The organism is Streptomyces sp. NPDC006879 (assembly GCF_042869595.1).
In the GTDB taxonomy this organism is placed as follows: domain Bacteria; phylum Actinomycetota; class Actinomycetes; order Streptomycetales; family Streptomycetaceae; genus Streptomyces.
This window is the reverse complement of sequence record NZ_JBIAGC010000012.1, coordinates 45287-69505: the sequence shown is the minus strand read 5'-3', so window position 1 is coordinate 69505 and position 24219 is coordinate 45287. Positions and strand designations below refer to the sequence as shown.

The 24219-nt window shown below is 69.3% G+C and carries 26 protein-coding genes; 2 read left to right on the top strand and 24 right to left on the bottom strand.

What is annotated here, in order from left to right; all coding sequences use genetic code 11:
* Positions 1-71 precede the first annotated feature (71 nt).
* A complete protein-coding gene (tsf, locus tag ACFYMC_RS12495; RefSeq protein ID WP_388522876.1) occupies positions 72-908 on the bottom strand; it encodes a translation elongation factor Ts in 837 nt (278 codons plus the stop codon).
* Positions 909-1040: 132 nt separating this feature from the next.
* Positions 1041-1952, bottom strand: a complete 912-nt coding sequence (gene rpsB, locus ACFYMC_RS12490; RefSeq protein WP_388522873.1) for a 30S ribosomal protein S2 — start codon at positions 1950-1952, stop codon at positions 1041-1043.
* A 270-nt stretch (positions 1953-2222) separates the two neighbouring features.
* Here rpsB and ACFYMC_RS12485 point away from each other — a divergent pair, with 270 nt between their 5' ends.
* Positions 2223-2825: a M23 family metallopeptidase gene (locus ACFYMC_RS12485; protein ID WP_388522870.1), complete on the top strand. Its 603-nt coding sequence runs from the start codon at positions 2223-2225 to the stop codon at positions 2823-2825.
* A 119-nt stretch (positions 2826-2944) separates the two neighbouring features.
* Here ACFYMC_RS12485 and ACFYMC_RS12480 read toward each other — a convergent pair whose 3' ends face one another.
* From ACFYMC_RS12480 to proS, 18 genes are all read right to left on the bottom strand, one after another.
* On the bottom strand, positions 2945-3487 hold the full coding sequence (locus tag ACFYMC_RS12480) for a TetR/AcrR family transcriptional regulator (RefSeq protein WP_388523084.1): 543 nt from the start codon (positions 3485-3487) through the stop codon (positions 2945-2947).
* 95 nt (positions 3488-3582) lie between these two features.
* Positions 3583-4422, bottom strand: a complete 840-nt coding sequence (gene whiG, locus ACFYMC_RS12475; protein WP_388522867.1) for an RNA polymerase sigma factor WhiG — start codon at positions 4420-4422, stop codon at positions 3583-3585.
* A gap of 233 nt (positions 4423-4655) precedes the next feature.
* On the bottom strand, positions 4656-5849 hold the full coding sequence (dprA, locus tag ACFYMC_RS12470; protein WP_388522864.1) for a DNA-processing protein DprA: 1194 nt from the start codon (positions 5847-5849) through the stop codon (positions 4656-4658).
* Positions 5846-7492: a YifB family Mg chelatase-like AAA ATPase gene (locus ACFYMC_RS12465; protein WP_388522862.1), complete on the bottom strand. Its 1647-nt coding sequence runs from the start codon at positions 7490-7492 to the stop codon at positions 5846-5848. Before ACFYMC_RS12465 ends, dprA begins: the two co-directional genes overlap by 4 nt.
* Entirely contained in the window at positions 7492-7863 is a 372-nt protein-coding gene (locus ACFYMC_RS12460) for a YraN family protein (protein ID WP_388522859.1), read from the bottom strand. The genes ACFYMC_RS12465 and ACFYMC_RS12460 overlap by 1 nt, the downstream gene beginning before the upstream one ends.
* Positions 7864-7951: 88 nt before the next feature.
* Positions 7952-8260 carry a DUF2469 domain-containing protein gene (locus tag ACFYMC_RS12455; protein ID WP_003965949.1) on the bottom strand — a complete coding sequence of 103 codons (309 nt, stop codon included), beginning with the start codon at positions 8258-8260 and terminating at the stop codon, positions 7952-7954.
* 55 nt (positions 8261-8315) lie between these two features.
* Positions 8316-8822: an NUDIX hydrolase gene (locus ACFYMC_RS12450; RefSeq protein ID WP_388522856.1), complete on the bottom strand. Its 507-nt coding sequence runs from the start codon at positions 8820-8822 to the stop codon at positions 8316-8318.
* Positions 8812-9576 carry a signal peptidase I gene (gene lepB / locus ACFYMC_RS12445; protein ID WP_388522853.1) on the bottom strand — a complete coding sequence of 255 codons (765 nt, stop codon included), beginning with the start codon at positions 9574-9576 and terminating at the stop codon, positions 8812-8814. Before lepB (ACFYMC_RS12445) ends, ACFYMC_RS12450 begins: the two co-directional genes overlap by 11 nt.
* A gap of 70 nt (positions 9577-9646) precedes the next feature.
* A complete protein-coding gene (gene lepB, locus ACFYMC_RS12440; RefSeq protein ID WP_388522850.1) occupies positions 9647-10507 on the bottom strand; it encodes a signal peptidase I in 861 nt (286 codons plus the stop codon).
* Complete coding sequence (lepB, locus tag ACFYMC_RS12435) at positions 10413-11456, bottom strand: signal peptidase I (protein ID WP_388522849.1); 1044 nt, start codon at positions 11454-11456, stop codon at positions 10413-10415. The genes lepB (ACFYMC_RS12440) and lepB (ACFYMC_RS12435) overlap by 95 nt, the downstream gene beginning before the upstream one ends.
* Positions 11449-12216, bottom strand: a complete 768-nt coding sequence (lepB, locus tag ACFYMC_RS12430) for a signal peptidase I (protein WP_388522846.1) — start codon at positions 12214-12216, stop codon at positions 11449-11451. Before lepB (ACFYMC_RS12430) ends, lepB (ACFYMC_RS12435) begins: the two co-directional genes overlap by 8 nt.
* 43 nt (positions 12217-12259) lie before the next feature.
* Positions 12260-12610, bottom strand: a complete 351-nt coding sequence (gene rplS / locus ACFYMC_RS12425; RefSeq protein WP_388522843.1) for a 50S ribosomal protein L19 — start codon at positions 12608-12610, stop codon at positions 12260-12262.
* A gap of 133 nt (positions 12611-12743) precedes the next feature.
* Positions 12744-13565 (bottom strand): tRNA (guanosine(37)-N1)-methyltransferase TrmD, encoded by an 822-nt coding sequence (trmD, locus tag ACFYMC_RS12420; RefSeq protein WP_388522840.1) that lies wholly within the window; start codon positions 13563-13565, stop codon positions 12744-12746.
* A complete protein-coding gene (gene rimM / locus ACFYMC_RS12415; protein WP_388522837.1) occupies positions 13565-14125 on the bottom strand; it encodes a ribosome maturation factor RimM in 561 nt (186 codons plus the stop codon). Before rimM ends, trmD begins: the two co-directional genes overlap by 1 nt.
* A gap of 80 nt (positions 14126-14205) precedes the next feature.
* Positions 14206-14445, bottom strand: a complete 240-nt coding sequence (locus ACFYMC_RS12410) for an RNA-binding protein (RefSeq protein WP_042810017.1) — start codon at positions 14443-14445, stop codon at positions 14206-14208.
* A 2-nt stretch (positions 14446-14447) separates the two neighbouring features.
* Positions 14448-14885 carry a 30S ribosomal protein S16 gene (rpsP, locus tag ACFYMC_RS12405; protein WP_388522834.1) on the bottom strand — a complete coding sequence of 146 codons (438 nt, stop codon included), beginning with the start codon at positions 14883-14885 and terminating at the stop codon, positions 14448-14450.
* Between the two features lie 196 nt (positions 14886-15081).
* Positions 15082-15678, bottom strand: a complete 597-nt coding sequence (locus ACFYMC_RS12400; RefSeq protein ID WP_388522832.1) for a hypothetical protein — start codon at positions 15676-15678, stop codon at positions 15082-15084.
* Positions 15679-15815: 137 nt separating this feature from the next.
* Positions 15816-17228, bottom strand: a complete 1413-nt coding sequence (gene proS / locus ACFYMC_RS12395; RefSeq protein WP_388522829.1) for a proline--tRNA ligase — start codon at positions 17226-17228, stop codon at positions 15816-15818.
* A gap of 146 nt (positions 17229-17374) precedes the next feature.
* Here proS and ACFYMC_RS12390 point away from each other — a divergent pair, with 146 nt between their 5' ends.
* Complete coding sequence (locus ACFYMC_RS12390; protein WP_388522826.1) at positions 17375-18097, top strand: SAM-dependent methyltransferase; 723 nt, start codon at positions 17375-17377, stop codon at positions 18095-18097.
* Between the two features lie 61 nt (positions 18098-18158).
* Here ACFYMC_RS12390 and ffh read toward each other — a convergent pair whose 3' ends face one another.
* From ffh to ACFYMC_RS12370, 4 genes are all read right to left on the bottom strand, one after another.
* Complete coding sequence (ffh, locus tag ACFYMC_RS12385; protein WP_388522823.1) at positions 18159-19721, bottom strand: signal recognition particle protein; 1563 nt, start codon at positions 19719-19721, stop codon at positions 18159-18161.
* 169 nt (positions 19722-19890) lie between these two features.
* Positions 19891-22341: a [protein-PII] uridylyltransferase gene (locus tag ACFYMC_RS12380; protein ID WP_388522820.1), complete on the bottom strand. Its 2451-nt coding sequence runs from the start codon at positions 22339-22341 to the stop codon at positions 19891-19893.
* Between the two features lie 40 nt (positions 22342-22381).
* Positions 22382-22720 (bottom strand): P-II family nitrogen regulator, encoded by a 339-nt coding sequence (locus tag ACFYMC_RS12375; RefSeq protein WP_388522817.1) that lies wholly within the window; start codon positions 22718-22720, stop codon positions 22382-22384.
* A complete protein-coding gene (locus ACFYMC_RS12370; RefSeq protein ID WP_388522814.1) occupies positions 22717-24060 on the bottom strand; it encodes an ammonium transporter in 1344 nt (447 codons plus the stop codon). Before ACFYMC_RS12370 ends, ACFYMC_RS12375 begins: the two co-directional genes overlap by 4 nt.
* Positions 24061-24219 lie beyond the last annotated feature (159 nt).

The following is a 24219-nucleotide window of genomic DNA, read 5'->3' as shown; positions in this document are numbered from 1 at the left end:
CGGTCGTCCTACGCGAAGGCGGGCGACTGCTTCAGACCCTACCGGGGTCTGCGGTCCGCTCGCGTACGGACTCAGATGCCGACCTTGATGCGCGAGAAGCGCTTCAGGGTGACACCGGCCTCGTCCAGGACCTTCTGGACGGACTTCTTGTTGTCCAGCGCGTAGGGCTGGCCCAGGAGGGTGGCGTCCTTGAAGAAGCCGTTGAGGCGACCCTCGACGATCTTCGGGAGGGCGGCCTCCGGCTTGCCCTCGGCGCGGGTGGTCTCCTCGGCGACGCGGCGCTCGGTCTCCACGACCTCCGCGGGAACGTCGTCCTTGGAGAGGTACTTGGGAGCGAAGGCGGCGATGTGCTGCGCGACGCCCTTGGCGACATCGGCGTCGGCCTTGTCGAGCTCGACCAGGACACCGATCTGCGGGGGCAGGTCAGGCATGGTGCGGTGCATGTACGCCGTGACGAAACCGCCGGAGAACTGCGCGAAGCGGTCCAGGACGATCTTCTCACCCAGGTTGGCGTTGGCCTCGTCCACGAACGCCTGCACGGTCTTGCCTGCCTCGATCTCGGAGGCGAGCAGCGCCGCGAGGTCCGCCGGGGCGGTGGCGGCGACGTGGGCGGCAATGGCGTTGGCCACGGCCTGGAACTTGTCGCCCTTGGCGACGAAGTCCGTCTCGCACTTCAGCTCGACGATCACACCGGAGGTGTTGTCCTCGGCGATGAGGGAGACGACGGCGCCGTTCTCGGCAGAACGGCCCTCGCGCTTGGCGACGCCCTTCTGGCCCTTGATACGCAGCGCCTCGACGGCCTTGTCGACGTTGCCCTCGGCCTCGTCGAGCGCCTTCTTGCAGTCCATCATGCCGGCGCCGGTGAGCTCGCGGAGCTTCTTGACGTCAGCGGCGGTGTAGTTCGCCATGAGTCTGTGATTCTCTCTCGAAGTCGTAGATCTACGGGTGAACGGCGGGGGAGGCGCCCGTGGCACCGTCCCCCGCCGTCATCGTCCGTGCTGTGAGTGCCCTACGCGTGAACGCAGGGCACTCTCAGTGGATCAGGCCTGCTCGGCGTCCGCGGCCGGAGCCTCAGCAGCCGGAGCCTCAGCAGCGGGGGCCTCGGCAGCCGGAACCTCGGCAGCGGGGGCATCGGCGGCCGGAGCCTCGGCGGCGGGGGCCTCCTCGGCCTTCTTCTCGCCCTCAAGCAGGTCGCGCTCCCACTCGGCGAGGGGCTCGCCGATGGCCTTGTCGCCCGGCTTCGAGTCGCCGGCGGCCACGCCGGAACGGGCGATGAGGCCCTCGGCGACGGCGTCGGCGATCACGCGGGTGAGCAGGGTGACGGAGCGGATCGCGTCGTCGTTGCCCGGGATCTTGTAGTCGACCTCGTCGGGGTCACAGTTGGTGTCGAGGATCGCGACGACCGGGATGTGGAGCTTGCGCGCCTCACCGACGGCGATGTGCTCCTTCTTGGTGTCGACGATCCAGACGGCGCTGGGCACCTTCTGCATCTCGCGGATACCACCGAGGGTCTTCTCCAGCTTGGCCTTCTCACGGGAGAGGACCAGGAGCTCCTTCTTGGTGAGGCCGGAGGCGGCCACGTCCTCGAAGTCGATCGCCTCAAGCTCCTTCAGACGCTGAAGGCGCTTGTAGACGGTGGAGAAGTTGGTGAGCATGCCGCCCAGCCAGCGCTGGTTGACGTAGGGCATGCCGACACGGGTCGCCTGCTCGGCGATCGCCTCCTGCGCCTGCTTCTTGGTGCCGACGAACATGATGGAACCGCCGTGGGCGACGGTCTCCTTGACGAACTCGTAGGCGCGGTCGATGTACGACAGCGACTGGAGCAGGTCGATGATGTAGATGCCGTTGCGCTCGGTGAAGATGAAGCGCTTCATCTTCGGGTTCCAGCGACGGGTCTGGTGACCGAAGTGGACGCCGCTCTCCAGCAGCTCCCGCATCGTGACGACGGCCATGGCCGTACTCCTTGAGGTGCTCGGTTATCGCGACCGCCGGACGGTGGTCGCGCCTGACGCCCCGACGCGCCGTGCCACGAGGGACCGAGGAGCGCGGCCACTGGCCCAGATGGGGCCTGGTGGCGGGGCGTGCGAAGTCGACCCGGTGACCCGGATCGCCACAAGAAGTGTACGGGACCCGGCAGTGTGCCGGGTGACGCACCTGTCCACAACCGGTCAGTTACCCACAGGCCCACGCGGCCCTGCCCGAACTTCACCCACGCTGTCCCCATGACATCAACACAGGCCCCGCGGGCAGCGAGGGCAGCCACCGCGCTCGCGGGGGCGCTCCTGCTGTTGACCTTGACGGCTTCCGGAGGCCCCGCCGAGGGCTGGGCGGCGCAGACACCGGCGCAGGCCTCCGGGGCGCCCGGAGACCGCCAGTCGCAGCGCGCAGAGGGCGCCGGTCGCCCGCTCGACGGACCGCTGCAGATGCCCAGGGGCTGGCTGCCGCCGGCCACCCGCTACACGGCCGGACACCGCGGCGTGGACCTGTCCGCACCACCGGGCGCAGAGGTGCGGGCCACGGCCCGGGGCCGGGTGCACTTCGCGGGGCCGGTGGCGGGGCGCGGCGTGCTGTCCCTGATCCATGCCGACAGCGGGGACCCGCCGCTGCGCACCACCTATCAACCAGTGCACCCGCTCGTGGCCACTGGGGACGAGGTGGACGCAGGGCAGGTCGTCGCCGTGCTGTCCCCCTCCGGTGGGCACTGCCCGGCCGTCTCCTGCCTCCACTGGGGGCTACGCCGCGGGGCGGAGTACCTCAATCCGTTGGAACTGCTTCCCCGCCCGGTTCCTCGACTGTTGCCATACCTCGGCCCTCCCCCGGCTTGAGGCCCGTCCGCCACGCCCCGTGCCACCCGCGCCGTGCGGCACCGCGCTGAACACCTAGGACGTCCAGGCGGCGGGAGGCCCGACTCCGATGTCGACCGGCCGAGGGCGTGGTGACCGGTTCAGCGGCCACGGACACCGTTCAGAGCCAGCGAAACGGCAGCCTCGATGATCTCCTCCGGGTCCTCGGCGGCACCGAGTTCGATCCTGCGCACAGCGGCGTCGACCACACCCTGGAGCAGGGTGGCGGCAAGCCGGGGGGAGCCGCGCCCAAGGGCCGCCAGAGCTTCGACGATCATCGCGACGAGAGAGCCGTGTGCCGCCCGGATCTTCTCACGAGCCCCCGCGTCGAGCTCACTGGCCGAGATCGCCACCACGGCCCGGTGGCGTCGGTCCCCGACCAGCGCAAGCTGACGGCGGACATACGCCTCGATCTTCGCTTCGGGGGTCCGCGCCTGATCCATCGCGGCCTCGATCTCAGCGGCCCAGACGGGGAAGTCCACGGCGCACAGTTCCTCGACCACGGCCGCCCGCGATCTGAAGTACTCATAGACGGAGGACCGGGCCAGACCGGTGCGTTCCGCCAGCGCCGGAAAGGTCAGGGCCTCCGTACCCCCGTCGGACAGCAGGCAACGGGCGGCGTTCAACAGGGCGGCGCGCTGCATCGTCCGGTGCTCGGCCACCGAGGCCGCTCTAATCCTTGGCACCCCTCCACTCTACGGACGCCCGGGCTCCGTGAAGCGGCGCAAGCCGAGAATTTTCAGCCGCGGGTGGCGTCCGCGAGTTTGGCTCGCAGCTGGAGCACCGACTTGGTGTGGATCTGGCTGACCCGACTCTCGGTGACCCCGAGGACCTGACCGATCTCGGCCAGGGTGAGGCCCTCGTAGTAGTAGAGGGTGACCACGGTCTTCTCACGTTCGGGCAGTGTGTTGATGGCACGGGCGAGCAGCCGGCGAAGCTCGCGGTCCTCGGCCACCTCCACCGGATCGTCGGCGCTCGTGTCCTCCAGGGTGTCCATGAGGGACAGGCGGTCGCCGCCCTCCCCGCCGACGTGCAGCAGCTCTTCCAATGCGACCACGTTCGCGAGGGACAACTGGCTGAAAACTGTTTGGAGTTCCTCCAGCGCAACCCCCATCTCGGCAGCGACCTCAACGTCGGTGGGCGTGCGCCGCAGTCGCGCCTCCAACGTGGCGTACGCGCGCTCGGCGGCCCGGGCCTTCTGCCGCACCGAGCGCGGAATCCAGTCCAGGGCCCGCAACTCGTCGATCATCGCGCCACGGATGCGAGTGATCGCGTACGTCTCGAACTTGATGGACCGGCTGATGTCGAACTTCTCAATGGCGTCGATCAGGCCGAACACTCCGGAGGAGACGAAATCGGCCTGTTCCACGCTGGACGGCAGACCCACACTGACCCGGCCCGCCACGTATTTCACCAACGGTGAGTAGTGCAGGATCAGTTGTTCGCGCAGGCGCTCATCGCCTGATTCCTTGTAGGCCCGCCACAGCTCGTCCACGGACGAAGGTGTGGTGGGGCGCACGCCGCCGCGGGCGGCGGGGGGCACCGCCGCGCGGTCAGACCCGGAGATGTGCTGTGGCATGCGTCGCCTTGAGCCGTTCTGCTGTCTGAGCGGGTGGCCGGTTCCAAATTTTCGCGAGCGTAGCGTCATCGCGGAATCGCGGTGCGCGAAGGTTACGGGATCGAGCTGGGACGGGGCAGGAGCAAGACCCGCACGACAGACCCGCATCCGATGCTCGGTGCTCGGAATCGCAGGATGCCGTCGGGAGGACCGCGAATCTCATCGGCATCACCCTTTCACCGGATCGCCCCAGGTCAAGGACCGCCTCGCCGTGGATTCCCGGTCCGCTGCCCGCAATCATCTTGGACCAATGCCAACTGCCACTCGTCGCCTTGCCGTTCGACGAACCCCAGAGAGTGAAGTTCGTACAGTCTGCAGATGACCTCATCGATACCGGTACCCGCGCGTAGGGCCGTTTCCTCAGCCGTGACGGTCCCCCGCCCGGGCAGCGCTTCGAGAACGCGTGCGGCATCGGGCGTCAACAGGTCGCGCGCCAACACCGGTCCGGTCCGCGGAGGTGCAAGTTCACCCATGTCGCCGACGAGTTCCACTACTTCTGCCGCATCGGTGACCAAGCTTGCCTCTCCGCGCAGCAGTTCATGCACCCCACCGGAGAGTCCGCTGGTCGCAGGTCCTGGCACACCCATGGCGAGACGCCCAAGGCGCTGAGCGGCACGGGCGGTAACCAGTGAACCGCTCCGGTACCGGGCCTCCACCACCACCGTGCCCCGCGTCAGGGCGGCGATGACTCTGTTCCGCAGAACGAACCTGCTCGGAGTGGGATGAGCGCCGGGCGGCAGCTCACCGATGATCAGGCCCTGTTCCGCGATCCGCCGGAGCAGGCCGCCGTGACCACGTGGATACACACAATCGACTCCGCACGCCAGCACGGCAGCGGTAGCTCCACCCACGGCGAGGGCGCCCCGGTGAGCTGAGCCGTCCACACCGTACGCGGCGCCCGAGACGACCACCCAGCCGCGCTCAGCCAGTCCGGCGGCCATGGTCGTGGCCATGTGGGCACCGTAGGAGGTACAGGCTCTGGCGCCGACCAACGCCACCGATCTCAGCGCCCATATCCGCAGGTTGGGCCGCCCACGAAGCCAGAGGCCGATCGGCCTTGCATCGCCGAGGTCCTCAAGCTGTCGCGGCCACTCGGCGTCACCGGGAACCACGAACCTCCCGCCGGCCGCGGTCATAGCGGCCAGGTCCGCTTCGGGATCAGCGACTGCGGCACGCGCCCGATAGCCCTCCAACCGAGACTCCCGGGCTCCCGGCAACGCCCTCTCGTCAGACCGCGGACACCGCAGCCGCCTCATCACCTCCACGGCGCCGAACTCCCTTAGCCAGCGCCCGCCCTGCTCATCGCCAGGCTCCAGCACCCGGGTCAACGCGGCCCGCGCGGCGCGCTCCGCCCGCGGGCTCCGGTCCTCAGCGGCCTGGCCGCTCACCTGCGCTCCTCCCGCGGCAAAGCCACGCCTCGCGGCACGCCCGTGCGCAGTTCCAACGCGGTGGCCACCTCATCGGCTCCCGGGCGGGTGCGAGCGGCGAGGTCCGCCAGCGTCCAAGCGACCCGAAGCACCCGGTCGAGGCCCCGGGCGGTGAGCAGACCGCGCTCCAGATCGCGCTCGGCAAGGTCGAGCGCACCGGGCGCCACCGGCCACCGGGTGCGCAGCTCGTGGCCGGGCACCTCGGCGTTCAGTGTCCAGGTGGTGTGGGCGAAGCGGGCGGCAGCGCGCTCCCTCGCCTCACGGACCCGGGCGGCCACCACCTCGGTGGACTCACTGCGCCCACCAGAACCCAACAGGTCGGACCGACTGACCGGCTCGACCTCCACCCGCAGATCCACCCGGTCCAGCAACGGCCCGGACAGCCGGGCCTGGTATCGGCGAATGGCTGCCGGCGGGCAGTCACAGCCCGTGCCATGCGCGTAGTGGCGCCCGCACGGACAGGGGTTGGCAGCGAGCACCATCAAAAAGCGCGCCGGCAACCGCACCACCCCGGCCGCTCGGGCCACCACCACATGGCCGCACTCCAGCGGTTGTCGCAGTGCGTCCAGGGCACGGCAGCTGAATTCCGGAGCTTCGTCCAGAAAGAGGACTCCTCGATGAGCGAGCGAGACCGCGCCGGGTCTCGGTCCGCCGCCCGATCCACCTCCGACCAGCGCCTGCATGGTCGCCGAATGATGCGGTGCACAGTAGGGCGCGGTCCGCACGAGCGGCTCACCGGGTGGAAGGATGCCCGCGACCGAATGCACCGCGGTGACCTCCAGGGAGTCCCGACGGCTGAGTGTGGGCAAGAGCGCGGGCAGTCGCTCGGCCAGCATCGTCTTACCAGCGCCAGGCGGTCCGGACAGGTAGAGATGGTGGCCACCTGCCGCGGCCACTTCCACGGCCCGGCGGGCTGCCGGTTGACCAGCCACATCGGCGAGGTCGGGAGACCTTGCGGTAGCTCCCGAGCCGGTCCGGGAACTGAGGAGGCCGGCGCCGGCCGCCGGCAGGAGGAGACCGGTGACCGCGCCGTCTGGTCCTCGGAGGGCGGACGCCGCACCTGGGACCTGTGCTTCTTCGAAGGGCACCTCCGCCCCGGTGAGAACGGCGATGAGCTGGGCGAGGCTGCGCACACCAAGGACCGACACCTCGGGCACCAGGGCGGCTTCCGCAGCGCACGCCTGCGGAACCACCACCTGGCGGAACCCGGCATCGGCAGCAGCGAGTACGGCTGGCAGCACTCCCGGCACCGCGCGTACCCTCCCGTCCAGATCCAGCTCGCCGATCAGCACGAGCCCGGACAGAGCGGTGGGTGGGATCCGATCTGCGGCTCCCATGACGGCCGCTGCAACAGCGAGGTCGAATCCGCTCCCGCTCTTGGGGACGGCCGCCGGGCTCAGTCCGACCGTGAGCTTGCGCTGGGGCCATTCGGCGCCCGAGTTGACCACCGCGGCTCGGACCCGGTCGCGGCTCTCGACCAGACTCTTGTCCGGCAGGCCGACCAAGCTGAAGGCCGCCACACCCGGTTCGAGGTCGGCCTGTACCTCCACCACCACGCCCTCGACCCCGATGAGCGCTACCGCGCAGGTACGCCCGAACCCCATCAGGCCACGCCCTTGGCGTGTTCGACGGTGGCCGCGCCCCTGCGCGGTAGCAGCACGCCGACCAGATCGATCCGCACCCCGCCCGGTGGCGGTCCTCCGTGTTCGCTGAGCCAGCGGTCGGCCAGCCGGCGCAAACGGTCGATCTGGGCGGGCCTCAAAGCCGCCATCGGATGCTGGAAGGTCCCGGCCCGGCGGGTCTTCACCTCGCACACCACCAGCGCGTCCCCGTCGCGGGCGATGATGTCGATCTCCCCGCTTCTACAGCGCCAGTTCCGCTCGATCACCGCCATCCCGGTCGCGGTCAGTCTGCGCGCAGCAAGGTCCTCGCCGTACCGCCCCAAGGCCCTCCGGGCTCCACCTCGTGTGTCCATCTCGGCACCACCTCCGGTACCGAAGATCCCGTCTTCCCCGCGATCTCGTCGGGGCCGGTGGACAACTCAGGCCTTGTGGATAACTCGCTCACCCTCCCGGAAGCTCCAAGTCGCTCTTGTTGAGCTCCTCGATATTCACGTCCTTGAACGTCAGCACCCGTACCTGCTTGACGAACCGGGCCGGCCGATACATGTCCCAGACCCAGGCATCAGCCATCGAGACCTCGAAGAACACCTCACCCTGGACCGAGTGCACCTGCATCTCGTAGTCGTTGGTGAGGTAGAACCGACGCTCGGTCTCGATCACGTATTTGAACAGCCCGACGACGTCGCGGTACTCCCGGTAGAGCTTCAGCTCCATCTCGGTCTCGTACTTTTCGAGGTCCTCGGCGCTCATGGCATGTTCCCCTTCAGCCGTGCGTCCACCTATTGTGCGGCACCTCCCGACGCCATTAAGCGATTTCGGGCGCCAGGACGACCGGCGTGAGCGGCGGACCCTCGTCGAGCAGCGTGCGGAGCAACCCGGCGAGCCTGTTCGGGTACACCGTCTCATGGGTGATCGCGAGTTCCGCGGAGGTCCACCACCGCGCTCCCGCCACGCTACGGCGTTCCAACTCGGTCAGGCCGCTCATCTGCGTCGGCGTGCGGGCCGTCCTGGTCCGGGCCAGGTAGTACCACTCGTCCTGCTCCCAGCGACGGCCGTCGAAGGGGAAGGAGCAGAACCGCTGCCACAGCACCGGCCCCAGTGCCACGTCGGTGATCCCCGTCTCCTCGGCGAGCTCCCGCAATGCGGCCTGTTCCCGACGTTCCTCACCCTCGACGCCGCCGCCCGGAGTGAACCACCAGGTGGCGGAGGGATCGGCCGGCTCGAAACCGTGCAGGAGCAGGATGCGGTCGTCCGGGTCCAGGAGCACGACCCGGGCCACCCTGCGGGGGCTCCGGTCGGCCTCAGCGGACACCGGCCGGCTCCTTCCGGCCGCGCCGGAACAGGCGCGCCAGCGGCCCGTAGGAAGCTCCGAGCACAATGAGAAGGGCCCCGCCGCCGGTGACCGCGGCCTGGGTCCTCAGGGGGCCGGGAGCGGAGGTGCCGCCGGGCAGGTGCTCGTAGGCGGCAGGGCGTTCGATCATGTTGCCCAGCGGCCAGACGACGGCGTCGAGTCGTGCCAGGACCGCCGAGCGGGAGACGGTGCCCTGCCCCGCCTCCTGCAGGTGGGCTCGGGAGTCCAGGGACGCGCTCCGGTCGTCTCCCAGCAGGAAGAGCTTGTCCTCGGGGACCGTCACCTCGAAGGGCGTCGTCGAGGCGTCCCCGGCATCGTGCAGATACGGTTCCTCGACGGGCGCGCCATTGAGCGTGAGCCGACCGCCGGTGCGGCAGCAGGCCACTTTGTCCCCGCCTACCCCGACCACCCGTTTGACCATGGGCAGGTCGCCCCAGACCTCGTCGCGGAATATCACGATGTCCCCGCGCCGCACCTGGTCCCCGTCGATGCGCTGGGCGAGCACCCGTTCACCGGGCTTGACCGTGGGAGTCATCGAATCCGTGGGCACGAGGAAGGGCTGGTAGACCACCGCGGCCCAGATGAACCCGCCGAGGAAGAGCACGAAACCCGTGGCCACGACCAGCCCCGACAGCACGCTGCCAAGGCCTCGACGGTGGCCTTCTCGTGTCCGCTCAGCACGACCGGTGGTACCGGTCCGTCCCGTTCCGCCCATTTGCAGCGCCCCCACACCTGGAGATCTTCGGTCTGGGCGCACCCTACCCGTCAGTACTACGCGGCAGCCATCACCGGGAGTGGCTCGTGGAGGTCAACCGGCGTCGACGCCACAGCACCAGCGGCACGGCGCCTGCGACGCCGAGCGTGACCGGAACGGCCCCCATCGCGCTGTTGAGCCCCGGCTGGTCGAAGGTCGCTGGGATCGGCAGCGTCGACCATCGGGTGATGGGCCAGGCGATCACCACGGCCCGCCCGACGACCTCGTCCACCGGGACGAAACCTCGGGTCTGGTCGTCCATGTGGTAGCGGGAGTCCAACGAGTCCTGCCGGTGGTCGCCCATCACCCAGATGTGATCGGCGGGGACCTTCAGCGGGCCGAAGGGCTTGTCGTCGCAAGGAGTGTTGCCCGGGTAGATGTAGGGCTCGTCCAGCGCCTTGCCGTTGACCTTGACCGGCCCGCCCTTTTGGCATTCCACCGTGTCGCCGCCCACCGCGATGGTCCGCTTGATCAGGTCCTTCTCCTCCGCCGACGGCATCAGGCCGATGAAGCTGAGGAACTTCTGCACCGCGTTGGGCTCGGGGGTGGCGGTACCTTCCAGCCACTGGGCCGGGTCGTGGAAGACCACGACCTCGCCCCGCTCGGGTTCCGATCCGAACCACGGGGTCAGTTTGTCGACGAGTACTCGGTCGCCCCGCTGCAAGGTGTCCTGCATCGAGTCGGAGGGGATCGAGAACGCCTGCACCAGGAAGGTCTTGATCAGCAAGGCGAGCAGCAAGGCGATACCGATCAGCAGCGGCAGCTCCTTCCAGAAGGACCGCTGCTTGCCTCCGGCCTCAGTGTCCGCCGCCTCTTCGCCGGGCGCCTGCGCGCCCTCGTTGGAAGGACGCTCCTCCGGCTCCTCGTGCTCGGATCGTGCACCCACCGCCACGTCCCCCACATCCACTCCTCACTCCGTGCCGCTGCCTGCGCCTGAACAGACGCGGGCCCACTACTCCCATAACGAGCGGGAGTTCCGCAGGGCTCGGGAGCAGGACCGCCAGAGGCGATTCCCGAGGAGACAGCCTATGCGACGACCCCGCGGCCGTGAGGCCGGCGCCGCGCGCGTCCGGGATCAACGCGAAGGTCCCGGGCGTTTGCAGTTGACGCCAGTGGCCGAACGGCCAAGCGATGACCACTGCCCGTCCCACCACTCCCTCCTCGGAGATGGTTCCCTGCTTGCCGTCGTCGAGGTGGAAGCGGGAGTCCGCGGAGTTCGCCCGGTGGTCACCCATCACGAAGAGCCGACCGGCCGGCACCTTCACCTCGAACTTGCGATCGGAAGGGGCGTTGCCTGGATTCACGTACGGCTCGTCGAGCGGTACGCCGTTGACCGTGACCCGCCCACTGCCGTCGCAGCACTTGACGGTGTCGCCACCGACGCCGATCACCCGTTTGATGAGGTCCTGCTCCTCGGCCGAGGGCAGCAAGCCGATGAACGTCAGCGCCACCCGCAGCTGTCGCAGCACCACCGGATCCGGGGCACCGAGAGCCGCATCGCCCTGGAGCCAGCCCCCGGGGTCCTTGAACACCACCACGTCGCCGCGTTCCGGTCTGGATCCGAACCACGGGGTGAGCTTGTCGACCAGTACGCGGTCACCGATCCGGATCGTCTGCTCCATGGACCCGGACGGAATGACGAAGGCCTGCACCAGAAACGTCTTGAGAACCAGTGCGATCAGCAACGCCACCCCGATCAGCAGGGGGATCTCGCCGACCCTGCGGGTGCGTCTACGCCGTTTGACCCGGCGGGCCAGCCTGCGCCGCTCGGCACGACCCAGCGGCGCCTGGCCGTCCGGGGTCTTGGCTCCCCCGCGGCGCGGCCGTCCACGGTTACCCATGAACTGCGCCGAAGGCTTCGGGGGGACTGAAGGACGCCCAGCGGGCCGGCGGCCAGCCAATCCAGTTGACCCTTCCGATGACGCGCTCCAGCGGCACCATGCCGCCGCCGGGTGAACCCAGGTGGTCCCGGGAATCGCTGGAAGCGGAACGGTGGTCACCCAACACGAACAGCTTCGACTGCGGCACCACGACCGCGAACGGCACCTTCGAGGGCGCGTCACCGGGGTGCAGGTAAGTCTCTTTCACCGCCACTCCGTTCACCGTCAGCCGTCCCGACCGATCGCAGCAGACCACGCGGTCACCGCCCACTCCCACGACCCGCTTGACGAAGTCGGTCTCGGCCGGCTCGGCCAGGCCGAGTGCCGAGGCGGCACCTCGGACCAGCGTGGCCAGCGGGTCGGAGCTCAGGTCCTCCTGAACGAAGGAGCCCCGACCGTCGAAGACGATGACGTCACCACGGCTCGGTTGACGGCCGAAACGGTACGCCAGCTTGCTCACCAACACCCGGTCCCCCACCTGCAGGGTGGGCTCCATGGAACGGCTGGGGATCAGGAACGGCTGGAGCACGAAACTGCTCAGCAACAGCAGGAAGACCGCGCAGGCCGCTCCCAGCAGGCCGGCGCGGCGCCAGGGCCCGCCGCTGCGGAGGAACCGCAGGGCTCCGGTGATCGCCGCCGAACGCACGAAGCGCGACCGCTCCCCCACACCTGCCGGTGCCGGGGAGAGGTCGCGCTTGGAGAGCTGTGCTTCGGTGTCCATCGAGGGGAGCCTATCCGGCCGCCCCCCGGACCCGGGCGGGAGCTCAGTTGTCGCGCTTCTCCTTGATCTTCGCGGCCTTGCCGCGCAGCTCACGGAGGTAGTACAGCTTGGCGCGACGGACGTCGCCACGGGTGACCAGCTCGATCTTCTCGAAGATCGGGGAGTGCACCGGGAAAGTACGCTCCACGCCGACGCTGAAGGAGACCTTGCGGACCGTGAAGGTCTCGGAGACCCCCGAGCCCTGACGGCGGATGACAACGCCCTTGAACTGCTGGATACGGGAGCGGTTGCCCTCGATCACGCGGACGTGCACGTTGACCGTGTCACCCGGACGGAAGGCCGGAACGTCGGAGCGCAGCGAGGCGGCGTTGACGCCATCGAGCAGGTGAGACATGTTCTTCGTCTGCTTTCTTCGCACGACGCCACAGGTCGCCGGGCGGGAGTTCGTAGAGAATTCGAAGCCGTGCCGCCCCGTCCGCGACGGTCCCCCTGTGGCAGGGGCGCGGGGTCGGGCGTACAGCAGCCGCTTATTCTTCCACGGCCTTCGGCCTACGCCAAAATCGGCCGTCCGGGGTGGGGCTCCAGCCGAGGATCGAAAGGAGTTCCCGGTCCTTCTTGTCGAAGACGGCGGCCGGACACCGCTCGATCAGATCGGGTCGGTTCCGGGCCGTCCGGCGGAATGCCTCGTCCCGCCGCCAGCGAGCGATCTTGCCGTGGTGCCCGCTGAGCAGGACCTCGGGGATGTCCCGCCCGCGCCACAGAGGGGGCTTGGTGTACACCGGCCCCTCCAACAGGTTCGCCATCGCACCGGGCGCGAAGGAGTCGTCCCGATGGGACTCGGCGTTACCGAGGACACCGGGGAGCAGGCGCGCCACCGCTTCGGTGACGACGAGCACCGCTGCTTCACCACCGGCCAGCACGTAGTCGCCGATGGAGACCTCGTACACCGGCATCCGCGTGGCGTACTCGTCCGTCACTCGGCGATCGATGCCCTCGTAGCGGGCCGGCGTGAAGATCAGCCAGGGGCGTTCGGAGAGTTCGACGGCGAGTTCCTGGGTGAAGGGCCGGCCGCTGGGCGTAGGCACCACCAGGGCCGGGTCGTGGGCGCCCGTCTCGTACCCGTGCGCCAGCGCCTCGTCGAGCGCCTCGCCCCACGGCTCCGTTTTCATGACCATGCCGGGTCCGCCACCGTAGGGGGTGTCATCGACCGTGTTGTGGCGATCGTGGGCCCACTGGCGCAGGTCGTGGACGTGCACGTCCAACTGACCGCGGGCCCGCGCCTTGCCGACCAGGGAGACGTTGAGTGGCTCCAGGTACTCGGGGAAGATCGTGACGACGTCCAACCGCATCAGGCTTCGCCCTCGCCGGCGTCGGCCTCACGGACGGAGGCGATCTCCGCGCGGTCGTCGATCAGCCCGGGCGGCGGATCGATGACCGCCCGTTGCTCCTCCAGATCGATGTCGGTGACGATCTCCGAGACGAACGGGATCATCACCTCGCTGCCGTCCTCGCGTTCGACGATGAACAGGTCCTGGGAGGGGAGGTGGGAGATCTCGGTGATCCGCCCCACCTCGGTGCCGTCGGCCAGGACCACGTCCAGGTCGATCAGCTGGTGGTCGTAGAACTCGTCGGGCTCCTCCGGCAGCTCGGCCGGGTCCACATCGGCGATCAGGAGGGTATTGCGCAGCGCTTCGGCGGCCGTCCGGTCCCGCACTCCCTCGAAGCGCAGCAGCAGCCGGCCGCTGTGCACCCGTCCGGACTCGATGGTCAGGGGTCCGGTTGCAGCGGGTTCGGTGAGGAGCACGGCGCCGGGGCCGAGCCGCAGTTCCGGCTCGTCGGTCCGTACCTCGACCGTGACCTCTCCCTTGATGCCATGGGCGCGGCCGATGCGCGCGACTACGAGCTGCACTCTTGTCCTTCTCCTGTCAGACGACGACGGGCCGGGGCGGGCGCAAAGCCCTCCCCGGCCCGTGCCGGTGGTTCAACTTCTCAGCGGACCTGGTCCACGTCGACGAGGTCGACGCGGATGCCCCGACCGCCGATGGCGCCCACGACGGTACGCAGGGCACGTGCGGTGCGACCGTTGCGACCGATCACCTTGCCGAGGTCCTCGGGGTGGACCCGGACCTCCAGCACCTGCCCACGGCGCAGGTTGCGCGAGGCGACCTGCACATCGTCGGGGTTGTCGACGATGCCCTTCACGAGGTGCTCAAGAGCCTCCTCGAGCATGCTCAGGCCTCGGTCGACTCGGCGGCGGCCTCAGCCTCGTCCGCCTTCTTGTCGGCCTTCTTCGCCTTCTGGGTGATGGCCTCGCCCTTGCTGTCGCCACCCTCAAGGGTCTTGGCGAACTCGTCGAAGGAGCGACGCTTGTCCTCCTTCGTCGCCGGCTGCAGCAGCGGCGCCGGGGCCGGCAGGCCCTTGTGCTTCTGCCAGTCGCCGGTGAGCTTCAGGATCGCGAGGACCGGCTCGGTCGGCTGGGCGCCGACGGACAGCCAGTACTGGGCGCGGTCCGAGTCGACCTCGATGCGCGACGGGTTGTACGTCGGGTGGTACAGACCGATCTCCTCGATCGCACGACCATCGCGGCGGGTGCGCGAGTCGGCGACGACGATGCGGTAGTGCGGCTGGCGAATCTTGCCGAGGCGCTTGAGCTTGATCTTGACTGCCACTGGAGTGGTGTCTCCTGAACTTGACGTGGTTGGGCACATGAGATGCCACGTGGGGTTGCGGTACTCGGGTGCCCGATGGACGCGTCAGCCGGAGGAGAGAGGGGTCCTATGCGACTGTCGAGTACAGCTAGCCATTGTGCCATACGCCGCAACACCGCTCCGCCGCCGGATCCGCCCAAGCGCCGGACCGACCCGATCAGGAGGTGGCGGCGACCACCGCCTCCGGGATCCGGAAGGGCTTCATGCAGCCGCCGCACACGATGGGCGCCTGGGCGAGGACCGAGGGCACCACGCGAACGTTGCGCCCGCAGTCGCAAACCGCCTTCACCCGGACGCCACCGCCGGAGGAACCGTGGCGTGCGGCGGGGCCTCGGAAGGAGCGCTTGGTGTCGGCGGCCGTGGCTGCCGTGTGGGCCTTCAGCGCCCGCTGTAGCCGCTCCATGGTGGGTCGGTAGCGCTTCTTCGCTTCGGGGTTGAGCGTGACCAGGGAAAAACCGCTGCTGGCGTGCGGTTCGTCGGAGTGGTCGAGGCCCATCTCCTCGGCGATCGCCAGGAATCTGCGGTTGTGGTAGCGACCGGCGCGCGAGGTGTCGCGCACGCCGCGGGCCGCTGCGATGCCATGGACTGCCTCGTGGAGCAGTCGCTCGAAGGAGAGCTCCGCGCCGCATGCGGACGAAGACTCTCCGATCAGGGACTCGGGCGCGGCAAGGTCCGGCAGCTCGGGGTGGTACCGCTGAATGTCGGCCCACGCCTGTGCCAGCTCTGCGGCGAGTACAGGTGGTGTCGTGCTCACGTCGTGATAACGAGCCCGGGTGCCCTGGTGTTCCGATTCCGGGGCATCCCAAATAATTTGCACGTACTCGTCAGTTGTGCGCGCGCCCCGGCACGCGGAGGGCATCCGCACGTCGGGGCGCTCACGCTGAAGCCTGCTCAGTACGAGCGGGCCACGATCGCCACGGTCCCCGGGGCGTCGTCCGACGCGGGCACCGATCCGTCCTCCGCGACCAAGCAGCGCACCGATACCGCCTGCTCGGCAAGGTCCGCCTCACCCTTCGGGCCCAGGACGTCCCACGGAATGCGCGCCCAGCCACCGGCGACGGCGGCCTCGGCAGCTTGTTCGATCGTCCGCACATCGCTGGTTCGGGACTCCCGACGCTCACGGGATTCGCGCAGCAACTGGGCCTGGTCCTCGTCGAGCACCTTGGGCAGCAGATCAGCAAGGGCATCGATCTGCACCGGCTCCTTGCCGCCGGGGATCCTGCGGGCCAGCATCGCGGTGCCGTTCTCCAGGTCCCGCGGTCCGATCTCGACACGCACCGGTACGCCCTTGAGCTCCCAGTCGACGGCGCGACGCCCGAAGGGGGTGTCGACCCGGTCGTCGACCTGGACGCGGATGCCCGCGCTCTTCAGCCGGTCGCCGAGCTCCCGGACCTTCGCCACGGCCTCGTCACCCTTGATCGCCATGACCACGACCTGGACGTGGGCCAGACGCGGCGGCACCCGCAGGCCGTTGTCATCGCCGTGCGACATGATCAGACCGCCCACCATCCGGGTGGAGACTCCCCAGGAGGTCTGCCAGACGAGCTCCTGTTTGCTCTCCTTGGACAGGTACTGGGTGTTGAAGGCCTTGGCGAAGTTGGTACCGAGCTCGTGGCTCGTACCCATCTGGAGGGCCTTGCCGTCACCCATCATCGCTTCGAGGGTGAGCGTGTTGATGGCGCCCGCGAAACGCTCCTTCGCGGTCTTGCGCCCCAGGACCACGTCGATGCCGAGGACGTTGGTCATGAAGTCGCCGTAGACGTCCCGGTGGATGCGCGAGGCGTACTCACGGGCGTCTTCATAGGTGGCGTGCGCGGTGTGCCCCTCCTGCCAGAGGAATTCACTCGTACGCAGGAAGACCCGAGGACGCATTTCCCAGCGCACCACATTGGCCCACTGGTTGATCAGAAGGGGCAGGTCACGGTAGCTCTGAACCCACTTGGAAAAGTAGTCGTTGATGATCGTCTCAGAGGTCGGCCGCACCACGACCGGCTCTTCCAGCTCCTTGCCGCCACCGTGCGTGACGACCGCGAGCTCGGGCGCGAAGCCCTCGACGTGCTCAGCTTCCTTCGTCAGGTAAGACTGCGGAATGAACAGCGGGAAGTAGGCGTTCTGGGCGCCCGCTTCCTTGATGCGCGCGTCCATCTCCTGCTGCATCCGCTCCCACAGGCCGTAGCCGTACGGCCGGATGACCATGGTGCCGCGCACTGGGCCGTTGTCGGCCAGCTCGGCCTTGTTGATCAGATCCTGGTACCAGCGGGGGAAGTCCTCCGCCTGGGGGGTGAGAACGGGAGCCTTTGCCATGGCGCGAATGGTACGGCGCGCAGGGACCCGAGCGTGAATCGGGTCCACCGACCCCTGGACGCCGCGGCGGATGAGCAGTTCTCTGGCATCGGGGGCACAGCGAATCGCACGGGGGCAACTGCTGGACGGACAGGAGCGCTTTGACCATGACAGCCACGCTCGCAGGCAGTCCCGAGGCCGCCGCGAGGGCCCGCGACTGGGCGGAGATCCAGGAACGCATGCTCGTACCCCTGTACGAAACGGTGTACGACCGGCTCGATGTCTCACCACGCACCCGGCTCCTGGGCCTGGGCTGTGGCTCCGGCCTCGCCCTGGTACTGGCCGCTGGCCGCGGCGCCCTGGTGAGCGGCGTCGAGAACGACCCTGACCGGCGCGCCCTGGCGCGCGAACGCCGGCTCGACGTGAGGGACCGGCCGGCACTGCCCGCCGGAAGCCGAAGGCCCTTCACCCTGCTGACTGCCTTCGGCACCGAAGGGGGACCACCGGACCTGAGCGCCGCCCTGCCCCTGCTGGAGCGGGGCGCCGCCGTGGTCCTCACCGGTTGGGGACCGCCTGAACGCTGCACCACCTTGGCGCTCCTCCCGCCGGCACTGCGTCCGCGGGGCCGGGACGTCCTGGAGAAGGTCGCGCAGCAGGCGGGGCTGGTGCCGGACGGCTCCGGGCGGGTGCTGTGTCCGTTCGGCTACGCGGATCTGGACAGCGCGGTACGGGGACTGCTCTCGACCGGGCTGTTCGATGCCGCGCTGCGAGGCTCGGAGCCTCCGCAGGCCGAGAAGGAACTGGCCGAGTGCCTGCACCCGCACGTCCGGCCGGACGGAACCGTTTGGATGCCCAACGTGTTCCGCTACCTGATCGCCCGGGTGCCCTGAGGAGCAGGCGCGAAGGGGGTACGCCGCTGAACGGCGTACCCCCACTTCACCGCTGCTGCTACTACTTCATGAACTTCTTGAACTCGTCGGGCAACTCGAAGTCCTCGCCCGGCTGCCCGGCCGGAAGACCGAAGGCACCTCCCGGTAGCGCGCCCGGCTGGGCACCCTGCTCGCGACGGGCAGCGGCTGCGGCCTCCTCAGCCTTGCGCTTCATCGGGTTGCCGCTCTTGCGCTTGCCCTTGGCCTGCTTGACCTGCTTCTTCTGACGGCCCGGGCCCCCACCCATGCCAGGGACACCGGGCATCCCCGGCATTCCGCCGCCCTGAGCCATCCTGGACATCATCTTGCGGGCCTCGAAGAACCGCTCCACCAGGTTCTTGACGGCGCTGACGTCCACGCCGGAACCCTTGGCGATACGGGCGCGGCGCGAACCGTTGATGATCGTCGGGTCCTGGCGCTCCCCCGGGGTCATCGACTTGATGATCGCGGCTGTGCGGTCCACATCGCGCTCGTCGATGTTGTTGATCTGGTCCTTGATCTGCCCCATGCCGGGAAGCATGCCGAGCAGCTTGGAGATGGAGCCCATCTTGCGGACCTGCTCCATCTGGGCCAGGAAGTCGTCGAGGGTGAACTCCTTGGGCCCCTTCGCCAGCTTGGCCGCCATCTTCTCGGCCTCGGCCTGGCTGAACGTCTTCTCCGCCTGCTCGATCAGGGTGAGCACGTCACCCATGTCGAGGATGCGGGAGGCCATCCGGTCGGGGTGGAACGCGTCGAACTCGTCGAGCTTCTCGCCGTTCGAGGCGAACATGATCTGCTTGCCCGTGACATGGGCGATGGACAGCGCCGCGCCACCGCGGGCGTCACCGTCGAGCTTGGAGAGCACCACTCCGTCGAAGCCGACGCCGTCACGGAACGCCTCGGCGGTGTTGACCGCGTCCTGACCGATCATGGCGTCGACGACGAAGAGGATCTCGTCGGGGGTGACCGCGTCGCGGATGTCGGCGGCCTGCTGCATCATCTCGGCGTCGATGCCGAGGCGACCGGCGGTGTCGACGACCACGATGTCGTACTGCTTGGTGCGGGCGTACTCGATGGAGTCCTTGGCCACCTGGACCGGGTCACCGACGCCGTTGCCCGGTTGCGGTGCGTAGACGCCGACACCGGCGCGGTCCGCCACGACGCTGAGCTGGTTGACGGCGTTGGGGCGCTGGAGGTCGCAGGCGACCAGCAGCGGGGAGTGGCCCTGCCCCTTGAGCCAGAGGCCGAGCTTTCCGGCCAGGGTGGTCTTACCGGCGCCCTGGAGGCCGGCCAGCATGATCACGGTCGGCGCCGTCTTGGCGTACCGCAGTCGACGGGTCTCGCCACCGAGGATGCCGACCAGCTCATCATTGACGATCTTGACGACTTGCTGCGCCGGGTTCAGGGACTTGGAGACCTCCTCACCACGGGCACGCTCCTTGACGTTCGCGATGAAGGCACGGACCACGGGCAGCGCGACATCGGCCTCAAGCAGCGCGATACGGATCTCACGTGCCGTGGCGTCGATGTCGGCCTCACTGAGGCGGCCTCGGCCCCTGAGGTTCTTGAAAGTTACGCTGAGGCGGTCGGAGAGCGTATCGAACACGGTGGTCGCGGATCCTCGGGTCGGTGGCAGGTGGTCGCACCCAGGGTATCGGGCCCCGGAAGGGGAACGCCCCTGCCGGTGCGGACCGGGCTCGGGCAGCGGGCCGCGGCACCCCCACCGACCTGCCAAAGAGTGTCACCACGGCCGACGGCAGGGGCTCTTTCGACGCTCAGCTCAAGGCCTCCTGCAGAGCTCGGGCCAGCTCGTCCGCGTCCGCGGCGGGAAGGGGGACACCGTCCTTTCCAACGACGTAGACGGTGTCGACGGCGTTGGCTCCGAGCGTGGACACGTGGGCACTGCGCACCCGCACGCCGGCGCCCTCCAAGGCCCGACCGATCCGGTGCAGCAACCCGGGTGCGTCCTGGGCCCGCACCTCGATCACCGTGGCCCGGTTCGAGCCGGTCGGGGCGACGGTGACCCGGGGCGGTGGCGGCTCGACCCCGCGGCGCCGCGGATAGGCGGCTTCACGCTCGGCCAGCTTGGCGGCGATGTCCAAGGAACCCTCCAGGGCCCGCACCAGGTCGGAGCGGAGTCGAGCGGCCTGCGGGAGCGAGCCGAATTCGGCGGCGACCCGCCAGCTCAGTACCAGGACGGCACGATCGGGGCGGTCCAGTTCGCCGGGAAGGTCAACCGAGCGCAGGTCTGCGGCGCGCACGGTCAGCCGGTGCAGGGCGAGCACTCCGGCCGCGGCGGGCAGCACCCCGGGCTGGTCCGGGACCGCGATGAGGAGTTCGACGCCCACCGGTTCGTCTGCCCGGGGCTCGGACTCGGTGCGGGCCCGCAGCGAGAGCACGGGTTCGCCGGTCCGCATGGCCTCGACGGCCAGACGTTCCTGTTCGGCACTGGGGACGCCGGGACCCTGTGCCGGTCCCGGCGCATCACCGGCGAGGAGCCCGGCGACCCGCCCCACCAGGTCCCGGACGAGAGAGGCACGCCAGGCGCTCCAGGCAGCCGGCCCGGTGGCGAGGGCGTCGGCTTCGGTCAGGGCGTGCAGGAGCTCCAGGGTTCCGGCGGAGCCGACCGCATCGGCGACCAGCCGGACAGTGGCCGGGTCGTCCAGGTCGCGCCGGGTGGCGGTGTCGACCAGCAACAGGTGGTGACGCACCAGGGCGGCGAGTACGTCGACGTCCGTCGCATCGAAGCCGATCCTGGTGGCGACGTCCCGGGCGATCGTCTCGCCGGCGACGCTGTGGTCACCGGGCCACCCCTTGCCGAAGTCGTGGAGCAGGGCTGCGACCAGCAGGAGGTCGGGGCGGTGCACGCGACGGGTGAGGGCGCAGGCCCGGACCGCCGTCTCCACCAGGTGCCGGTCGACGGTCCAGGTGTGCACCGGGTTGCGCTGGGGGCGGCAACGGACCCGTTCCCAGTCCGGGAGTAGTCGACTGATCAGGCCTTCGGCCTCCAGGGCCTCCCAGACCGAGACCGTGGGCTCACCGGCGCCGAGGAGGGTGACGAGTTGCTCCCGGGCCTCCGCCGGCCACGGCACCGGCAGGGCCCGGGCGCTGCCGGCGAGACGGCGCACGGCGTGCAGTGAGACCGGCAGCCCCGCCTGCGCCGCGGCGGCGGCAAGCCGCAGCGGCAGCACCGGATCGCGGTCCGGCTTGGCCGTCAGGGCCAGCACGGCCTCACCGTCCTGTTCCACGACCCCCTCGGCGAGCGGAACCCGCTCGGCGGTGGCGCCGCGCGAGCCGAGCAGCCCGCGCAGGCGCGGGCGGGCGGAGCGGGCCCGCAGGACGCGCCCCACCTCGCGCCAGGTGACGTCGCCTGCGTAGGAGACGGTGCGGGCGGCCTCGTACACCTGGCGTAGCAGCGCGTCAGCGTCCAGGAGCCCGAGTCGGGCGGCGACCTGGTCCTGTTCCTGGAGGGACAGCCGGTCGGTGGCCCGTCCGGTGGTGAGGTGGAGGGCGTCACGGGTGTCGAGGAGACGACAGCGGGCGTCGGCGAGTCCCTCGCGGGGCGCGTCCGCGAGCCAGGAGGCTGCTACGGCGCGCAGGGCGGTGGCGTCGCGCAGTCCGCCGCGGGCTTCCTTGAGGTCGGGTTCGAGGAGGAACTGGAGTTCTCCGGCACGCTCGGCGCGCTCCCGGCACAGTTCGTGCAGGAGTGGGAGCCGTTTGGGAGCCTGGTTGCGCCAGTCGGCCAGCACGGAGGTGCGCAGGGCGGCCACGAGACCGAGTTCGCCGGTGACGGCGCGGGCGTCGAGGAGGCCGAGCTGCACCTTGAGGTCCTCGCCCGCGGTCTTGCGGGCCTGGGCTGGGGTGCGGACCGAATGGTCCAGGGCGAGGCCGAGGTCCCAGATGGGGTACCAGATCCGGTCCGCCAGGGCGGCGAGAGCGCCCGCTTCGGCCTTCCCGTCGTGCAGGAGCAGCAGGTCGAGATCGCTGCGCGGTGAGAGTTCGCCGCGTCCGTACCCCCCGACGGCGACCAGGGCCGCTCCTCGGACGCCGGTGGCTCGAACGGCGGCGGCGAACAGCTCCGTCAGCCAACCGTCGGTGAGGGTGGCCAGGGCACAACGGCGCGGCGGCCCGGACTGTGACTCCTCCTGGAGGAGTCGCAGCCGGGCCGCCGCGTAACCGCTGGGTCCCGATTCGGCCTGGTCCGTTGTCTCTTCGAGGCTCGTCACCCAGAGGCTCCGTTCACTGCCGCTTCGCTGGTGGGGTGGGTCAGAGGGCGTCGACGCCGCGTTCGCCGGTGCGGACCCGGGCGACGCTTTCGACGGCAACGCTCCAGACCTTGCCGTCACCGATCTTCCCCGTCCGGGCCGCCTTGATGATGATGTTCATGACGTCCTCGGCGTCGTCGGAGGAGACGACGAGTTCGATGCGGATCTTCGGCACCAGGTCCACGGTGTACTCGGCGCCGCGGTACACCTCCGTGTGCCCGCGCTGGCGCCCGTATCCGCTGGCCTCGGTGACGGTCAGCCCCTGGACTCCGAAGGCCTGGAGGGCTTCCTTGATCTCGTCGAGCCGGTGCGGCTTGACGACCGCGGTGATGAGCCTCATGCGTCCACCTTCTTGGATTCCTGAGCAACGGCGACCGGGCTGGTACTGCGGGAGGAGGCACCGCCGCCCGCTCCGCTGAAGTCGTACGCGGTCTCGGCGTGCTGGACCTGGTCGATGCCGGAGACCTCATCGTCCTCGGTGACCCGCATCCCGAGCGTCTTGTCGATCAGGAAGGCGAGCAGCGCGGACGCGACCAGAGAGTAGGCGAGCACGGCGAAGACTCCGACGGCTTGCTTGCCGAGTTGACCGAGGCCGCCGCCGTAGAACAGGCCCGCGGCGTCGGACTGGACACCGCCGGTGGCGAAGAAGCCGACGAGCAGGGAGCCGATCACACCGCCGACCAGGTGTACGCCGACCACATCGAGCGAGTCGTCATAGCCGAACTTGTACTTCAGACCCACCGCCATCGCGCACACGACACCGGCGACGGCGCCCACAGCGATGGCGCCCAGGGGGCTGACGGAGCCACCGGAGGGGGTGATGGCCACCAGGCCGGCGACGGCGCCGGAGGCAGCCCCGAGGGTGGTGAAGGAGCCGTGGCGCAGCTTCTCGTAGGCGAGCCAGGCGAGCATCGCGGCGGCCGTGGCGACCTGGGTGTTGACGAACATCACGGCGCCGACACCGTCGTCGTTGCCGAGCCACGAGCCGGCGTTGAAGCCGAACCAGCCAAACCAGAGCAGGCCCGCGCCGAGCATGACCAGCGGGAGGCTGTGCGGACGCATCGGGTCCTTCTTGAAGCCGACCCGCTTACCGATGACGAGGATCACACCGAGCGCCGCAGCTCCGGCGTTGATGTGGACCGCGGTGCCACCGGCGAAGTCGATAACGCCCATCTCGTACAGCCAGCCACCGGAGCCCCACACCCAGTGGGCGACGGGGAAGTAGACCAGGGTGACCCACAGGGTGATGAACAGTGCCCAGGCCGTGAACTTGACGCGGTCCGCGAGGGCACCGCTGATCAGGGCGGGGGTGATGATGGCGAACATCAGCTGGAAGACGGCGAAGACGTAGACCGGGATGTTGTACCCGTCCCACAGTTCGTTGACGCCGATCCCACTGAGGCCCAGGTAGTCGCTCGACCAGCCGACGACCGAGCCGATGTCGTTACCGAAGGCGAGGCTGAAGCCGTACAGCACCCAAAGGATGGTGACGATGCCGAGGCTGATGAAGCTCATCATCAGCATGTTGAGGGTGCTCTTGACGCGGACCATGCCTCCGTAGAAGAAGGCGAGGCCCGGGGTCATCAGCATGACCAGGGCGGAGCAGATGAGCATGAACCCGGTGTTGGCTGCAGACAGCTCGGGGGCTTCTGCGGCAAGGGTCGTGATGCCTGGGGGCATCGGCGTCTCCTCGTCTTCAATACGTTCGCGTGCGGGCGATCGTGGGGCGATACCTGAGCGGCTGGGGGCGGCCGGTTATGAGCCATGAGGTTGGCCGAGGCCGGTTTCCAGTGGTGCCGCACGATGTTTCGCGCCAGTGACGAAGACGTCGGGTGTGTT

What these genes read in the sequence shown, in the direction of transcription:
- lepB (WP_388522853.1), bottom strand. Translation starts at nt 9,576, where the DNA reads ATGGGCGGAACGGGACGGACCGGTACCACCGGTCGTGCTGAGCGGACA.
- ACFYMC_RS12460 (WP_388522859.1), bottom strand. Translation starts at nt 7,863, where the DNA reads ATGGACACACGAGGTGGAGCCCGGAGGGCCTTGGGGCGGTACGGCGAG.
- rplS (WP_388522843.1), bottom strand. Translation starts at nt 12,610, where the DNA reads ATGTCTCACCTGCTCGATGGCGTCAACGCCGCCTCGCTGCGCTCCGAC.
- ACFYMC_RS12410 (WP_042810017.1), bottom strand. Translation starts at nt 14,445, where the DNA reads ATGCTCGAGGAGGCTCTTGAGCACCTCGTGAAGGGCATCGTCGACAAC.
- rpsB (WP_388522873.1), bottom strand. Translation starts at nt 1,952, where the DNA reads ATGGCCGTCGTCACGATGCGGGAGCTGCTGGAGAGCGGCGTCCACTTC.
- trmD (WP_388522840.1), bottom strand. Translation starts at nt 13,565, where the DNA reads ATGCGGTTGGACGTCGTCACGATCTTCCCCGAGTACCTGGAGCCACTC.
- ACFYMC_RS12465 (WP_388522862.1), bottom strand. Translation starts at nt 7,492, where the DNA reads ATGGGGTTCGGGCGTACCTGCGCGGTAGCGCTCATCGGGGTCGAGGGC.
- proS (WP_388522829.1), bottom strand. Translation starts at nt 17,228, where the DNA reads ATGGCAAAGGCTCCCGTTCTCACCCCCCAGGCGGAGGACTTCCCCCGC.
- ACFYMC_RS12370 (WP_388522814.1), bottom strand. Translation starts at nt 24,060, where the DNA reads ATGCCCCCAGGCATCACGACCCTTGCCGCAGAAGCCCCCGAGCTGTCT.
- ACFYMC_RS12375 (WP_388522817.1), bottom strand. Translation starts at nt 22,720, where the DNA reads ATGAGGCTCATCACCGCGGTCGTCAAGCCGCACCGGCTCGACGAGATC.
- ACFYMC_RS12480 (WP_388523084.1), bottom strand. Translation starts at nt 3,487, where the DNA reads ATGCAGCGCGCCGCCCTGTTGAACGCCGCCCGTTGCCTGCTGTCCGAC.
- ACFYMC_RS12485 (WP_388522870.1), top strand. Translation starts at nt 2,223, where the DNA reads ATGACATCAACACAGGCCCCGCGGGCAGCGAGGGCAGCCACCGCGCTC.
- lepB (WP_388522846.1), bottom strand. Translation starts at nt 12,216, where the DNA reads ATGGACACCGAAGCACAGCTCTCCAAGCGCGACCTCTCCCCGGCACCG.
- tsf (WP_388522876.1), bottom strand. Translation starts at nt 908, where the DNA reads ATGGCGAACTACACCGCCGCTGACGTCAAGAAGCTCCGCGAGCTCACC.
- whiG (WP_388522867.1), bottom strand. Translation starts at nt 4,422, where the DNA reads ATGCCACAGCACATCTCCGGGTCTGACCGCGCGGCGGTGCCCCCCGCC.
- ACFYMC_RS12455 (WP_003965949.1), bottom strand. Translation starts at nt 8,260, where the DNA reads ATGAGCGCCGAGGACCTCGAAAAGTACGAGACCGAGATGGAGCTGAAG.
- ACFYMC_RS12390 (WP_388522826.1), top strand. Translation starts at nt 17,375, where the DNA reads ATGACAGCCACGCTCGCAGGCAGTCCCGAGGCCGCCGCGAGGGCCCGC.
- lepB (WP_388522849.1), bottom strand. Translation starts at nt 11,456, where the DNA reads ATGGGTAACCGTGGACGGCCGCGCCGCGGGGGAGCCAAGACCCCGGAC.